The sequence below is a fragment of the Klebsiella sp. GW_Kp182 genome (assembly GCF_040062275.1).
Classification (GTDB): Bacteria; Pseudomonadota; Gammaproteobacteria; order Enterobacterales; family Enterobacteriaceae; genus Klebsiella; species Klebsiella michiganensis.
In genome coordinates, this window is the sequence record NZ_JBEAFQ010000001.1 from 257,638 (window position 1) to 272,280 (window position 14,643).

Below are 14,643 nucleotides of genomic sequence, written 5' to 3' on the forward strand. Positions count from 1 at the left end.
AATCAGCATATATGTCAACTTTCTTTCACAAGCCGTTTGCAATTTCAGGTGATGAAACAAATAATTATCGCACTGCCAGCTCTGGTTTTTTTATTTTAAAGGGGATCTTATGAAGTATCCTGTCACATTGACATGCGGCGCGCTGTGGTTAGCCAGCGTCTCTTCTCTTGCCTGGGCGGCCGATGTCCCGCCGGGCACCGTATTAGCCGAAAAACAGGTGCTGGTGCGGCACATTAAAGATGAACCCGCCTCCTTAGATCCCGCCAAAGCCGTCGGTCTGCCTGAAATTCAGGTTATCCGCGATCTTTTTGAAGGTTTAGTCAATCAGGACGAGAAAGGCAATCTGATTCCAGGCGTGGCGACTCGCTGGCAGAGCAATGATAATCGCGTCTGGACATTTACCCTGCGCGATAACGCCCGCTGGTCCGACGGAACGCCGGTAACGGCGGAGGATTTCGTCTATAGCTGGCGGCGGCTGGTTGATCCTAAAACCACCTCCCCGTTTGCCTGGTTTGCTGCGCTGGCCGGAATCGCCAATGCGCAAAATATTATTGATGGTAAAGCCGCGCCGGATACCCTCGGCGTCACCGCCGTGGACGCGCGTACCTTGCGCGTGCAGCTGGATAAACCGCTGCCGTGGTTCAGCAATCTGACGGCGAGCTTTGCTTTCTATCCGGTGCAGAAGGCTAACGTGGAGAGCGGCGACAACTGGACGCGTCCGGGAAGCCTGATTGGCAACGGCGCGTATGTCTTAAAAGATCGCGTGGTGAATGAAAAGCTGGTGGTGGTTCCCAATACGCACTACTGGGATAACGGCAAAACGGTGATCCAGCAGGTCACATTTACGCCCATTAACCAGGAATCGGCGGCCACCAAACGTTATCTGGCCGGCGATATCGATATCACCGAGTCGTTCCCGAAAAATCTGTACCAGAAGCTGCTGAAGGATATTCCGGGGCAGGTCTATACCCCGCCGCAGCTGGGTACTTATTATTACGCGTTTAACACGCAGAAAGGGCCAACCGCCGATGAGCGCGTCCGCCTGGCGCTCAGCATGACTATCGATCGCCGTCTGATGGCGGAGAAAATTCTGGGTACCGGCGAGAAACCGGCCTGGCGCTTCACCCCGGACGTGACCGCAGGTTTTACCCCGCAGCCGACGCAAATCGAGAGCATGAGCCAGGCCGAGCTGAATGCCCAGGCCAAAGCGCTGCTGCAGGCGGCGGGCTACGGTCCGAACCGTCCGCTGAAGCTGACGCTGCTGTACAACACCTCGGAGAACCACCAGAAAATCGCGATTGCGGTGGCTTCCATGTGGAAGAAAAATCTGGGCGTCGACGTGAAGCTGCAAAATCAGGAGTGGAAAACCTATATCGACAGCCGCAATACCGGCAACTTCGATGTGATTCGCGCCTCATGGGTCGGGGATTACAACGAGCCGTCGACGTTCCTGTCGCTGCTCACCTCGACCCACAGCGGTAATATCTCCCGTTTCAACGATCCGGCCTACGACAAAATTCTGACCCAGGCGGCGCTGGAAACGTCGGAAAAGGCGCGCAATGACGATTACAACGCGGCGGAAAAAATCATTATGGCGAAAGCGCCCATCGCGCCGATTTATCAGTACACCAACGGGCGTCTGATTAAACCGTGGCTGAAAGGGTATCCGATAGCCAATCCGGAGGACGTGGCCTATAGCCGCACAATGTATATCGTGAAGCACTGATGCGTACTGACCTCCTGCTAACATCAGACAACCATCGCTAAACCCACAACTGGCGCGGCTTACAGCGCCAGTGTCTCCTTTCGCATTCTGAGTATCTTCATCCAGGTCGTTTCAGCCCCAAACTCCCACTTTCCGATGCTGTTATTCGTTCAGGATTAAAGCAGTGCCGTCAACTCAGTGAACAACTTTAGCTCGCACGCGTTGCAGGCGTCGCAACGTAATAGTACTGGCACCAGCAACCAGAGGCACGCCTTGCCCGGCTGTTGCTAATACAACAGGCTGTGTGCATCAGTTGGCGCATTCGCAACAGCTCTTGCGCAAGCCTATTTTTTAAAACCATTGATTAACATGAATTAAATAATGCGCAGCCTTTGGCATGATTATCGCTAACACCTATATAACAAAATTAAAATAACTCTTCGATAAATATCGAATATGGTTATATAGGAAATGGATAATGACGCAGAAAGCTGACGATAATATCAACATATTGGCGTTCTCTCACCGTAGGTTGTTCTCGCAGAGCAACCTTAGCGGAGAAAGCGAGGAATGGCCGGGCGACTATCGGCAGGGAACGCTGCGCCAGCGCTTCCTGCATCATCTACGTAGCTACTGGGATGTGCATCGTTATTGGAAAGCGCCGCAGGTGGCCGATCGTGCTGCCGCCATTGCCGGAGAAACGCTGGCGACGCTGGGTTTCAGCCTGTCCGCCCGATGTCCTGAGTCCTGATTTTTTCCCCTTTTATCCTTTTCATTAATAAGCGTGTGCCAGTACCTGGACACACCGTGGAGAGCGCTATGCCATCGCAACGAGAAATTCGCCTTAACGCGTTTGATATGAACTGTGTCGGTCACCAGTCGCCGGGCCTGTGGGCCCATCCGCGCGACCGCTCCTGGCAATATAAAGATCTGGAATATTGGGTCGATCTGGCGCGCCTTCTGGAGCGCGGCAAATTTGACGGCTTGTTTATTGCCGATGTGCTTGGCGTTTACGATGTATTTAACGGCAACGGCGATGCGGCGATTCGTCAGGCGACGCAGGTGCCGGTAAACGATCCGCTGGCGCTGATAACCCCGATGGCGCTGGTGACGGAACACCTTGGCTTTGGTCTGACCGCATCGCTGTCATTTGAGCATCCCTATCCATTTGCCCGTCGGCTGTCGACGCTCGATCATCTGACCAAAGGACGGGTGGGCTGGAATATTGTTACCTCGTATCTGGAAAGCGGCGCCCGCAATATTGGGTATCAGGCGCAGACCGACCATGATGCGCGCTACGACTACGCCGATGAATACCTCGACGTCGTGTATAAACTGCTGGAAGGCAGTTGGGAAGACGGCGCGGTTTTGCGCGATCGTGAACGGGGAATTTTTAGCGATCCGCAGAAAATCCATCCGATTAACCATCAGGGCAACTTTTTCTCCGTTCCGGGCATCCATCTGTGCGAGCCGTCGCCGCAGCGCACGCCGGTTCTCTATCAGGCGGGGGCCTCCAGCCGCGGAAAACAGTTTGCCGCCACGCATGCCGAGTGCGTTTTTGTCGCTGCGCCGTCGAAAGTTCTGTTGAAGAAGACGGTCGCGGATATTCGTCGTCGCGCCGCGGAAGCCGGGCGCGATCCGCGCAGCATTCTGATTTTCAATCTGCAAACGGCGATCGTGGGCGAAACCGATCGCGAGGCGCAGGCCAAATGGCAGGAATACAAATCATACGTTAGCTATGAGGGCGCGCTGGCGCTGATCTCCGGCTGGACCGGTATTGACTTCAGTCAGTATCGGCCGGACCAGGTGCTGAAATACCTGCATACCAATGCCATTCAGTCGGCGGTTGAGGCGTTTTCCACCGCCGACCCGAATCGTCAATGGACGGTGGAAGCGCTGGCGGACTGGGTGGGCATCGGCGGCTTTGGCCCGCTGCTCGTCGGCAGTGCGGAAACGGTGGCCGATGAACTGCAATCCTGGGTCGAGGAAACCGATGTCGATGGCTTCAATCTGGCCTACGCCGTGACGCATGAAACCTTCCGCGACGTGGTGGAGCTATTAATACCAGAGCTGCAAAAACGCGGCGTCTTTAAGCAGGATTACCGGCAAGGCACGCTGCGCGAAAAACTGTTCGGCGCCGGGCCGCGCCTGACCGCGCCGCATCCGGGGGCAGACTACCGTCGCGGCGTGCGAAACGATGTCGGGGCGAAGGAGACGGCGGCATGATTGATATCGATAATCTGCATAAACGCTACCGCACGGCGGATGGCCGCGTCAGCGAGGTTCTGAAGGGATTATCGCTCAGGGTGCCCGCCAGCTCCATCACTGCGGTGGTAGGTCCGAGCGGTGCGGGGAAATCGACCCTGGCGCGCTGCATCAGCCTGCTGGAACGCCCCGATAGCGGCAGTATCAAGGTTAACGGCAAAGATTTGTCATTACTGTCAGGGGAGGCGCTGCGGCGTGAACGGCGCGCGATCGGCACCGTTTTTCAATCCTCAGCGCTGCTGAATCGCAAAACGGCGTGGCAAAACATCGCGGTGCCGCTGGAGTATCTGGGCGTGGTGGAACGCGACATTAAGGCGCGGGTCGGTGAACTACTGGAGAGCGTAGGGCTGAGTCACAAAGCGGAGGCCTATCCGTCCCAGCTTTCCGGCGGACAGCGTCAGCGCATTGGTATCGCTCGCGCGCTGGCATTACGTCCGTCGGTACTGCTGGCGGACGAGGCCACATCTGGGCTGGATCCCCAGGCGACCGCCACGGTGCTGGGTTTGCTCCGACAGCTACGTGATGAGTACCGGCTGGCGATAGTCCTGATTACTCATGAAATGGATGCGGTACGCGCCGCGGCGGATGCGGTGGCGGAAATCCGCGATGGCGCGATAGTCCAGTACGGGCAGGTGAAAGAGCTGCTGGCCCGTCCGGATTCCCTGCTTGGTCAGCAGCTATTGCCGCTGTCGCCCATCGCTGTTAACAGCGATCTGCTGCTGCGCCTGAGTTATCGCTGGGATGTGCCGGTGGCGACTGACTGGATCAGCCGTCTGAGCCACCAGCATGCGCTACAGATAGATTTGCTCGGCGGCCATGTGGAAGTGATCAACGGTCAACTGGCGGGGCGTTTACAGGTCGGCGTCCGATTTCAGGGACAACGACTGTCAGTGGATCGAACGATCGCGCTTTTAGCGCAGCTGGGCATTGCGGCGGAAATCCTTGCACACGCCCCCGAGCTACAGGAGGCGGTATGAAACCGACAGTGATAAGCCAGGATACGCCGTGGCATGAAATCCATACATTGCTGCTGCCTGCTTATGGGGAAACCTGGCTGATGGTTGCCATTGTGATGCTGTTTGTGGTGACCCTTGGCGGCGTGGTGGGCGTGGTGTTATTCAACGCCTCGCCGCGAGGATTATTTCCGCATCCCGCGCTTTACCAGGTGCTTAACTGGGGCGTCAACATGGGACGCTCTCTGCCCTTTCTGGTGTTAATGGCGGCGATTATCCCGTTTACGTTCTGGCTTACGGGCACCACTATCGGCATCCCTGCCGCGGTGGTACCGATGATTGCCGCTGGCGTGCCATTTTTTGGCCGTCTGGTGGAAAACGCCCTGCGCGAACTCCCGGAGGAGGTTACCGCGGTGGGGCTGGTGTGCGGCGGTTCGCGCTGGCAGATAATCCGCCACGCGCAGCTCAGCGAGGCGCTGCCTGCGCTGGTGGCGGCGGTCACGCTTAACCTGGTGTCGATGATCGAATATTCGGCGATTGCCGGCACTATCGGTGCGGGCGGAATCGGCTATCTGGCGGTCGTGTACGGCTATCAGCGTTTCGACAATCACATCATGATCGCCACCATTGTCGTGCTGATCGCCACGATTCAGATCATTCAATTCTTTGGCGACCGTCTGGTCAATAAGCTTCGCCACACTCAGGGGATTTCTTCATGACAACAGAACAGTTTGAACTCCGTAAAGCCCGCCGCTGGCCATGGCTGGCGGCGCTGGCAGCGATCGCGGCGCTGGCCGTCGCGTTCTGGTGGTGGCGCGGATACGCGCAGGCGCCGCAGGTCGTTTTCGGTACGACGTTAAAAATTCACTACGAACCGGCGATGGCGGGCGAGCAGCGAATTATTGAGTACATCAGTCAGCATATTGCGCCCGATTATGGCCTGAAGCTGGAGGCGGTGGGCGTACAGGATCCGGTACAGGCGGACAGAGCCGTGGCGGAGGGGCAGTATGCCGGCACTATCTATCAACATCAGTGGTGGCTTAAGCAGGTGGTGGACGCCAACGGCTTTGCGCTTTCGACGACCGTGCCGGTTTTTCAGTGGGCCTTCGGGATCTATTCCGACCGCTATAAATCGGTACAGGATTTGCCCGTCGGGGCGACCCTCGTCGTACCGGATGATGGCGCTAACCAGGGGCAGGCATTATGGTTGCTGCAAAGGATAGGGTTAATCTCACTCGATCCGGCGGTTGAGCCGCGCACGGCGAAACTGAAAAATATTGTCGGCAACCCGCACAAGTTCAATTTTAAAGAGCTGGATTTATTAACCATGCCGCGTGCGCTGAATTCGGTGGATGCCGCTATTGGTTATGTCTCACAATTTGATGCCGGAAAAGTCCCGCGAGAAAAAGGCATATTATTCCCGCCTGCGCCTAAAACGTTTGCCTCGCAATTAGTCATCGGTACACCGTATTTATCGCAGGAGAATATTGTCAAATTAAAACAGGCTTTTTCCGATCCGCGTATTCAGACGTGGTTAAAGACCACTGACGATCCGCTGGTCAAAGACGTACTGGTTCCGGTCTCAGCAAACTAAGACATCATTGATGAAACGATAATAACCGGACGGGCATTTGCTCGCCCGGTTACTGGCGTCATTATTTATTAACTTATTGAATATATTGATAATTATATGATTATTTATTGTTTTTAATATGCTAAAGCCCGGCTTATAACCAGAGTCACCTGCACAATTATATAAGGTAAATAATATGAGTACTCTGTCTGTTGATAATGCTGGCGCCGTTTCGGCACCGGTGAGTAGCGTCGGGGATGTGGCGCGATTAATTAATTCCGGCAGGGAGCAGAGTAAATATGCGCGGATGATTGTATTCCTCGCGCTCGGCGGTGTATTCCTCGACGCTTATGATTTAACCACGCTCTCTTACGGTATTGATGATGTGGTGCGGGAATTCCAGCTCTCGCCGCTTTTAACCGGCATTGTCACCTCGTCAATAATGGTCGGCACGATTATCGGTAATTTAATCGGCGGCTGGCTGACGGATAAATATGGCCGTTATTCGGTGTTTATGGCCGATATGCTATTTTTTGTGGTATCGGCGATTGCGGCAGGACTGGCGCCGAATGTCTGGGTATTAATCGGCGCGCGGTTCCTGATGGGGATTGGCGTCGGGATCGATCTCCCGGTCGCCATGTCTTATCTGGCCGAGTTTTCCCGCTTTAGCGGGAAGGGTAATAAGGCCGCGCGGCTCGCGGCCTGGTGTCCGATGTGGTACGCCGCCTCGACGGTCTGTTTTTTAATCATCTTTGGGCTCTATTTCCTGTTGCCAAAAGAACATCTGGACTGGCTGTGGCGCGCATCGCTGCTGTTCGGCGCGGTTCCGGCGCTGCTGATTATTGCCGTGCGCAGTAAATTCATGAATGAATCGCCGTTATGGGCGGCCAACCAGGGCGATTTGACCTCGGCTGTGCGTATTCTGCGCGACTCTTACGGGATCAACGCTCACGAAGCACCGCCAGAACGTCCTGCTCCACCGCCTAAAGTGAGCTTTCGCGTGCTATTTGCAAAACCGTACCGCGAACGCACTATTGTCGCCGGGGTGATGAACGTCTGTATCTCATTTGAGTATACGGCGATCGCCTTTTTCCTGCCGTCCATTCTCGCCCAATTCCTTGGCGCTGGCGTGTTCGAAACCATCTCCGCCTCGCTGGGACTCAATGCGCTGTTCGCCTTTACCGGTGGGCTGCTGGGGATGCACCTGGCATGGAAATACCCGTCGCGACACGTCGCGATCGCCGGGTTCGCACTGCAGTTTATCGCCCTGATCGTCCTCGCGCTGGTGGGGCAGCCGCAGGCCGCGCTGGGTGTAGCGCTGGCGATTGCGATGCTGGGGCTGTGGCTGTTTGCCGAGGGCTTTGGTCCCGGCGCGCAGTTGATGATCTATCCGGCGCTTTCATACCCAACCGCGATTCGCGCCACCGGGGTCGGCTTTAGCCGCGCACTTTCCGGTATTGGCAGCGCGCTGGCGCTGTTTGTGCTGCCGCTGCTGCAGGCATCGCTCGGTACGCAAATGTTCTGGGTCGTATCGCTGGCCGCCATTATCCCAATTTTCTTCCTGCTCGCGGTACGCCATGAGCCTACCCAATATGACATTGACGACAGCCACCATTGAGGAACAGAAAATGACTTTATTCTCTACCGGCACTGACTATGAACAGCTGGCGGCGACCTTCCGACCGATTTTTGCCCGTATCGCGCAGGGGGCGGCGGCGCGCGAACAAAACCGCATCCTGCCCGATGAGCAGATCCGCTGGCTGAAAGAGGCCGGATTTGGCACGGTACGCATTCCGCGGGAAAAGGGCGGCTGGGGCGCGTCGTTGCCGCAATTAATTGCGCTGCTTATTGAGCTGGCTCAGGCCGACTCCAACCTGCCGCAGGCGCTGCGGGCGCATTTCGCCTTCGTTGAAGACCGCCTCAATCAACCTGACTCGCCAGCGCGCGATCGCTGGTTCCGTCGCTTCCTCGACGGCGAGCTGGTGGGCAGCGGCTGGACCGAAATCGGCGCGGTCAGGCTGGGGGAGGTTTTCACCCGCGTAACGCCCGTTGAAGGCGGCTGGCGGCTGGACGGTGAGAAATTCTATAGCACAGGTACGCTGTTTGCCGACTGGATAGATGTTTTCGCCCGGCGCAGCGACAACCAGGGCGATGTGATTGCGCTGGTCAGCACGAGCCAGGCCGGCGTTGAACGCGAGGATGACTGGGACGGCTTCGGTCAGCGTCTGACCGGCAGCGGTACGACCCGCTTCAAACAGGCGCAGGTGGAGCAGGAGCACGTCTACGACTTTGCGCAGCGCTTTCGTTATCAGACCGCGTTTTATCAGCATATCCTGCTGGCGACGCTGGCGGGAATTGGCCTGGCGGTTGAGCGTGACGTCGCCGAAGGCGTGAAAAAGCGGACCCGGATGTACAGCCACGGCAATGCCGCCGTGCCGCGCGACGATGCGCAGGTACTCCAGGTTGTGGGACAAATCAGTAGCTGGAGTTGGGCGACGCGGGCGGCGGTATTGCAGGCGGCGGAATCGTTGCATCAGGCCTACCTTGCGCATGCCAGCGGCGACGAAGCGCTCATTGAACAGCGCAATCGCCTGGCTGAAGTCGAAGCGGCGCAGGCGCAGGTGATTGCCAGCGACTGGATCCCGCGTGCGGCCACCGAGCTGTTCAACGCCCTCGGCGCGTCGGATACGCGAGTGAGTAAGGCCCTGGATCGGCACTGGCGCAACGCGCGCACCGTGGCATCGCACAATCCGGTGATTTATAAGGCGCGAAATATCGGTAACTGGTTGGTTAACGGCGAAGCGCCAACCTTTATCTGGCAGATTGGCGACGGCGAGAAATCGCAGGGCTGAGAAACACGGCGAAGGAGCCTCTCCGTAAGGATCGTTGGCACCCCCATCACGATTGAGCGGGGGAGCATCCCCCGGATCATGGACGACTGGGGGCAGCGATCGTGTCGGGTCTGGCTGGCTAACACCCCAGTATATTGGGTACGGATAAAGTAACGGGGCTACACTTCCTTCATCAACATTGTACGTAAGGGAAAACGACATCAGGGCAGCGGTGGGCTGGAGACGCTGGTGCAGGACGGCGACCTTTTCGCAGATATTGCAATACGGTCTGACTCTTAAACAACAAATAGCTACCGAAAATGCGGCAAGAAACTGCCGCATGTCACTCTTTAACGCGTTAAGAATATGGCTGAGGTCCAAATCCGGGACTGGTCCTTTTGCCTGGCACTGATGAAGAACGGATGTTCCCGTTTTTCTGACAGGATAAGTTCAGAAAGTGGAATTTCGCCGCTGATATCACGTGGAAGCGGCTGTTCGGTAACCAGTTCAATATCTACCTCAAGTTCGGTGCCTGGAAGCGTAAAAGTCTCTTTGCCTGCAATCAGAAGCGTTTGACCATCAATATCCGTTTCAAAAACCGGCGCCCAGGCATGTGGTTGTGGCAAAAGCGGATCGCCCACTTTGATATAGCTACTGATGTCCAGATGAACGTGTATTTTTGCTCCGGCCAGCCCACCGGTACTGACAGTAACTGTGTCGCTGTCACCATTGGTGTCGGTCCGCAAGCCAATCTGTGTATGACTTTTACGCCAGACGGTCTGCTCCGGGTGATCTGCGCCCGAGAGGGAAAACGCATTGATTGGTGTCCCTGTGACCTCAATATGTCCCGTCCAGTAAGCACCCCGATAGCGGTCCTTAATGCGTGCCCCCCCCAGACGCACCCGGAACTGATATTTAGAGCGCCCAAATTCCGCGTGCAAATCGCGATGCCATACCTCTCTTTCTCCATCGTAAAGCGTTACCGCTTCCCAGCCCGCATCGCCTAACAGACGATAACGCAGTACATCTGCTGAACTGAATTCCGCTACATCTCCCATCAGCGCATCGCCCGCACGCAACTCGGCATAGCTTCGTTCACCTGTTGTGGCATAGGTGTGGCGGGCACGAAGCGCTGCAGCCACACCTTTTCTGTCGAATCGTTCAGCAAGTACGCCAGTCAGGCCTCCACGGGATCCGAAGACGGCTGTCGCAGGCACGCCACCACCACATCGCCCCTGATGTTCATCGCTGTTGGCGGTCGCGCCCAGACGATAGCCCCGTTCGAGCGCCTCGGCATAGACCCAGTGAAACTGCCCCCAGGCGGAACCGACTTCTATCAAGCGCTCCAGCTCCGGGTGATGCCAGTCCAGGTTGCAGCGGCGCCCGCCAACATGCGGGATTAACAGATGTTTGTGCGGTTCGCGTGCGTAGGCCGCATAAAGTTCATCAAGTGGCCATGCACCCGGTTTGATGGTTCCGGCAGTGAACTCATTCCACTCGAATGAACGCACCAGCCGCCCCAGATTATCAAACGGGAACTGAGGTTCATCATCTTCAAGGAACACCACATTATGATCGCCACCGGCGCAGGTATTACCGCACCACTCGGTACCGGAATAGCAGACAAAACTGTCTGGCTGGTTCAGCGCATTAATCAGCTTTACCGCCTGCTTCCAGCGCGCTTCAGTCACATTAAAATCGTTGGCGGTATAGCCTAGAATATCGAGACCGGCGACATCACGCCCGTAGCTGAGGTTATACAGCGTGTCGTTGGTACCAACCGTGTCATCAGAATGCACATGAAGATCGGCATAGAGCGGGCGCAGACCTGTGGCGGTTTCCTCCACCGTTATCCATCCTTTGCCTTCCAGCAAGGGCAGCGTGCCCAGTGCGGCGCTGATCGACCATTCTCCTGCGCAGAGATGCAAATCGCTGATACGCGCAATCGCCCAGCCCTCTTCGGCCAGCCGGAAATCATGATGCTCTGTTTCACCTCCCGATGAGGTCAGCGTCAGGCGTCCTGCCAGCGGCAGGCTCCGGCAGGTATTCCCCCAGCGGTCATCCAGCCGGACGATAACGGAGAAAGGCGTTTCAGGTGCCAGTAACCTTGGCGCGATCGCGGCAAGAGAAGCGGGCTCACCGGGCACGATATCCAGCAGCGTATCGCCGGGCACCTCAGCAAATTTTGAGCTCCCCAGCGGATCAACAAACAGGCGGAAGCGGAAATCTTTCTCAACGAAACTCTGTACACGCGTACCGCCCCCGCCATGGCGCCGATCGCCCAGGCGGATAATGATTTTGTCTCCCGGATTGATGTAGCCATCAATAATGTCGATCAGAATGGCTTTCTGGAACGGACGCTCGTGCCCCTTCTGATCAAAACGCACCTTCAAATGCTGGACCGTGGCAGGGCTCTGTCCTGGCACTAGCGGGCCTGCCTGATACTCGGCGCTGACATAGTTGGCTGCCGAGGGATCGCTGGTCTGAAACAGCGCCCAGTCCGAGTAAAATTTAAAGGCGAGCTTCAGCCATGCGCCGTCAGCAAGCCCGCTGGCGCCCACGGTATATACCAGTTGGATCTCTTCCCACGCACCGGCAGTCAACTGAGTATGCGAGCAGGCCACACTGCCCAGAAACGGCCGGGCTTTATTCTGCTCATACAAGCCCTTCGGAGCGATGTAATCGCCTGCATCACGGATATCGAACTGACTCACATTAACCTCACAATTATTGGGCGCGCCAGCGCTGATAGCGCTGTTCAATGCGGCGAAAAACAAGATTTTCCATTAACCAGGCGATAAGCCCGATAAGGCAAATTCCCAGTAGTACCTGACTGCTGTTACCCGTCTGTCCGCCCATGGCAACCATCCAGCCTATGCCCTGAGAGGCGCCGAGCATTTCCGCTGCCACCAGCGCACGCCACGCCTGGCTGAATCCGATGCGCAGTGCGGCGGTGATAAATGGCAGGGAACTGGGCAGATAGACATGAAGAAGCAGTTGAAACGGTCGAGCTCCCAGCGTGCGTGCTGCACGCACTTCACCGCCACGGATGCCGCGGATCCCCTCCTGAATGGCCAGACACATCGGGAACAGCGCAGCGATGACAATCACCACCACGATGGAAACGAATCCCAGGCCGAAGATCAGCAGCATCAGCGGTGCCCATGCGATGGGCGGGATAGCCATAAACAGGCTGTTCAGTGGCGTAAGGAACTCCCTGACGCGATCGGAAAGTCCGGCGCTGACGCCAAGAATCAGTGCCAGCAGCACGGCAGTCATAAAGCCGGTGAATTCTTCCAGCAGGCTGGCCTGTAGCTGACCCCAGATGGAACCATCACTGAACCAGCGTATGGCTTCCCGCCATACGTCCCAGGGTTGCGGCAACACATAAGAGGGATAGTGACTCGCAACGATAACCCAGACCATGAGTAACGCGGGCAGGGAAGCCCAGCCCCAGTTTGGTTTGAACTTCACTGCGTTATCCCTGCTTTTGTCAGCCACTGCGTATCAACAAATTCATTCAGCTCTGGCGCCTTTTGCATGTAGCCCAGCGTCTGTGAGTCCTTCATCAGCTGCTCAAAAAAGGCGCCATCTTTCTTCGTCAGTGACACAGACCACTCAATACGTTTACGGGTTTCCTGAACCAGCGCCTCCGGCGGCAGCGTTTTACCGTCAGCGGTTTTAATGGCCCGCAGCTTAAACGCATCGGCCATGATCCGATCGGCTTCTGCAGGATGCTGATTGATAAAATCCACTGCTTTCTGATGCGCACGGATAAGCTTCACAACATCGTCCGGGCGGTCCTTCAGGGTCTCCGGTAACGCCATCAGTACATACCACGGATAACCCGGTTGGACTTTGTTTACATCCAGCAGCAGTCTGGCGTCGCCGCGCAGCAGTGCTTCGCTGACAAAGGGCTCCCAGGTGAAGGCTGCATCCACAACGCCCTGCTGCAGCGCAGCGGGCATGTTACCGGCGGGCATACTCAGGATCTGAGCATCTTTGTCAGCAACCAGACCTGCCTGCTGTTGCAGCACCACACCGCGCAGCAGAACATCCATTCCGCTCCCTTTTTTGACGCCAGCGATGCGTTTGCCTTTTAGGTCAGCCAACCGGGAAATAGCACTCTGTGCGGGAACGATCAGCGCGGCCTGTCCGCTGTTCACCTTAGCGATAATTTGCCCCTTGAGCCCGCGCGAAAACCACTGGAATACCGGTGTCGCACCCATATAGGCTGCATCAAGTTCATGCGCCGCCAGCGCCTGACTGATGACGGGACCATCACCAAAGGATTTAAGCTCGACGGTCAGCCCTTCCTGCTGATAAAAACCCTCTTTCTCGGCGATAAGTGCAGGCGCGTTGGCCAGCGCATAGACCCAGCCAATACGCAGCGGCTGGGAATCCGCAGCGTCAGCAGCATTGAATAAAACCCCTGATATCAGCACAGCAAGAAATGATTTACCCATTTGATTGATGTTCCGTTTTGTTAGAGTGAGTGGTTGTCGGACTGCTGCATCACATCGGTAATGCGCTTCAGTAATTCATTACGATACATGGCAAAAGCCGGAAGCTGTCGCGTCTCCAGATTGCTTCGCGGGCGCGGTAAGGCGATGGACAATTCGCTGTGTACGCCGCCGGGTGCACGATTCAGAACGATGACGCGGTCAGCAAGAAACACAGCCTCTTCAATATCGTGGGTGATGAAGACCGTTGTCTGCCCAATGGCGGACCAGAGACGTAGTGTCTCCTCGTTCATGTCCCCACGGGTGATGGCATCGAGCGCAGCAAATGGTTCGTCCATTAACAGAACATCCGGCTCCAGCGCCAGCGCGCGAGCCAGTGACACGCGCTGCTGCATGCCCCCGGACATCTGGTGCGGCAACTGATGTGCGGCATGTACCAGGCCCACACGTTGCAGATATGTCATAGCGCGTCGGCGCTGAGAGGCCACGTCCTCGCGCCTTTGCATCCGCAATCCGAACCGGACATTCTCCAGCGCGGTCAGCCAGCCAAAGAGCTGTGGCTGCTGAAAAACATAGCCAAGCCGATGGTTTTCCGGCGTGGTACGCTCACCGCCAATCCGCACGGCTCCCCGCTCTGGCTCTGTGAAACCGGCCAGCAGATTGAGTAACGTGCTCTTACCGCACCCCGAGGGGCCCAGCAACACCACAAACTCTCCCTGGCGGGCATGAAAACTGAAATGGCTGAATACCGGCGCGCCGCCGGGATAGCGAAAAGTGATATTGTCTACCGCCAGTGCGTATGGTTGAGAATTCGTCATGCTGAGCGTCACGTATAAGAAATAATGAGATGTGG

Annotated in this window: 11 protein-coding genes and 1 pseudogene; 8 read left to right on the forward strand and 4 right to left on the reverse strand. The window is 56.6% G+C overall.

Translation table 11 applies throughout. From position 1 onward, the window contains the following. Positions 1-109 precede the first annotated feature (109 nt). From ABLU88_RS01270 to ABLU88_RS01305, 8 genes and pseudogenes are all read left to right on the forward strand, one after another. Entirely contained in the window at positions 110-1,726 is a 1,617-nt protein-coding gene (locus ABLU88_RS01270; RefSeq protein ID WP_009653393.1) for a peptide ABC transporter substrate-binding protein, read from the forward strand. 484 nt (positions 1,727-2,210) lie between these two features. Continuing rightward, positions 2,211-2,381, forward strand: a pseudogene (locus ABLU88_RS01275) (FAD-dependent oxidoreductase); the annotation flags it as partial. A gap of 143 nt (positions 2,382-2,524) precedes the next feature. Continuing rightward, entirely contained in the window at positions 2,525-3,931 is a 1,407-nt protein-coding gene (locus ABLU88_RS01280; protein WP_122117199.1) for an LLM class flavin-dependent oxidoreductase, read from the forward strand. Next, positions 3,928-4,947 (forward strand): methionine ABC transporter ATP-binding protein, encoded by a 1,020-nt coding sequence (locus ABLU88_RS01285; protein WP_049079944.1) that lies wholly within the window; start codon positions 3,928-3,930, stop codon positions 4,945-4,947. Before ABLU88_RS01280 ends, ABLU88_RS01285 begins: the two co-directional genes overlap by 4 nt. Continuing rightward, positions 4,944-5,642, forward strand: coding sequence for a methionine ABC transporter permease (locus tag ABLU88_RS01290; protein ID WP_122117178.1), 699 nt, complete (start codon positions 4,944-4,946; stop codon positions 5,640-5,642). The genes ABLU88_RS01285 and ABLU88_RS01290 overlap by 4 nt, the downstream gene beginning before the upstream one ends. Continuing rightward, entirely contained in the window at positions 5,639-6,517 is an 879-nt protein-coding gene (locus ABLU88_RS01295; protein ID WP_014229036.1) for a MetQ/NlpA family ABC transporter substrate-binding protein, read from the forward strand. Before ABLU88_RS01290 ends, ABLU88_RS01295 begins: the two co-directional genes overlap by 4 nt. A gap of 175 nt (positions 6,518-6,692) precedes the next feature. After that, positions 6,693-8,114, forward strand: coding sequence for an MFS transporter (locus ABLU88_RS01300; protein WP_014838232.1), 1,422 nt, complete (start codon positions 6,693-6,695; stop codon positions 8,112-8,114). Positions 8,115-8,124: 10 nt separating this feature from the next. Then, entirely contained in the window at positions 8,125-9,348 is a 1,224-nt protein-coding gene (locus ABLU88_RS01305) for an acyl-CoA dehydrogenase family protein (RefSeq protein WP_122117176.1), read from the forward strand. A gap of 329 nt (positions 9,349-9,677) precedes the next feature. Here the strand turns inward: ABLU88_RS01305 and ABLU88_RS01310 are convergent, their stop codons facing one another. From ABLU88_RS01310 to ABLU88_RS01325, 4 genes are read right to left on the reverse strand one after another with little or no spacing between them, the layout of a single operon-like run. Next, positions 9,678-12,041 carry a hypothetical protein gene (locus ABLU88_RS01310; RefSeq protein WP_348836108.1) on the reverse strand — a complete coding sequence of 788 codons (2,364 nt, stop codon included), beginning with the start codon at positions 12,039-12,041 and terminating at the stop codon, positions 9,678-9,680. Between the two features lie 13 nt (positions 12,042-12,054). Beyond that, positions 12,055-12,801 carry an ABC transporter permease gene (locus ABLU88_RS01315; RefSeq protein ID WP_025107014.1) on the reverse strand — a complete coding sequence of 249 codons (747 nt, stop codon included), beginning with the start codon at positions 12,799-12,801 and terminating at the stop codon, positions 12,055-12,057. Next, positions 12,798-13,793 (reverse strand): ABC transporter substrate-binding protein, encoded by a 996-nt coding sequence (locus tag ABLU88_RS01320; protein WP_348836109.1) that lies wholly within the window; start codon positions 13,791-13,793, stop codon positions 12,798-12,800. Before ABLU88_RS01320 ends, ABLU88_RS01315 begins: the two co-directional genes overlap by 4 nt. A 20-nt stretch (positions 13,794-13,813) precedes the next feature. Next, the gene (locus ABLU88_RS01325) at positions 13,814-14,608 is read right to left on the reverse strand and encodes an ABC transporter ATP-binding protein (RefSeq protein WP_025107016.1); all 795 of its coding nucleotides are present in this window, start codon (positions 14,606-14,608) and stop codon (positions 13,814-13,816) included. Between the last annotated feature and the right edge of the window lie 35 nt (positions 14,609-14,643).

What these genes read in the sequence shown, in the direction of transcription:
- ABLU88_RS01270 (WP_009653393.1), top strand. Translation starts at nt 110, where the DNA reads ATGAAGTATCCTGTCACATTGACATGCGGCGCGCTGTGGTTAGCCAGC.
- ABLU88_RS01280 (WP_122117199.1), top strand. Translation starts at nt 2,525, where the DNA reads ATGCCATCGCAACGAGAAATTCGCCTTAACGCGTTTGATATGAACTGT.
- ABLU88_RS01285 (WP_049079944.1), top strand. Translation starts at nt 3,928, where the DNA reads ATGATTGATATCGATAATCTGCATAAACGCTACCGCACGGCGGATGGC.
- ABLU88_RS01290 (WP_122117178.1), top strand. Translation starts at nt 4,944, where the DNA reads ATGAAACCGACAGTGATAAGCCAGGATACGCCGTGGCATGAAATCCAT.
- ABLU88_RS01295 (WP_014229036.1), top strand. Translation starts at nt 5,639, where the DNA reads ATGACAACAGAACAGTTTGAACTCCGTAAAGCCCGCCGCTGGCCATGG.
- ABLU88_RS01300 (WP_014838232.1), top strand. Translation starts at nt 6,693, where the DNA reads ATGAGTACTCTGTCTGTTGATAATGCTGGCGCCGTTTCGGCACCGGTG.
- ABLU88_RS01305 (WP_122117176.1), top strand. Translation starts at nt 8,125, where the DNA reads ATGACTTTATTCTCTACCGGCACTGACTATGAACAGCTGGCGGCGACC.
- ABLU88_RS01320 (WP_348836109.1), bottom strand. Translation starts at nt 13,793, where the DNA reads ATGGGTAAATCATTTCTTGCTGTGCTGATATCAGGGGTTTTATTCAAT.
- ABLU88_RS01325 (WP_025107016.1), bottom strand. Translation starts at nt 14,608, where the DNA reads ATGACGAATTCTCAACCATACGCACTGGCGGTAGACAATATCACTTTT.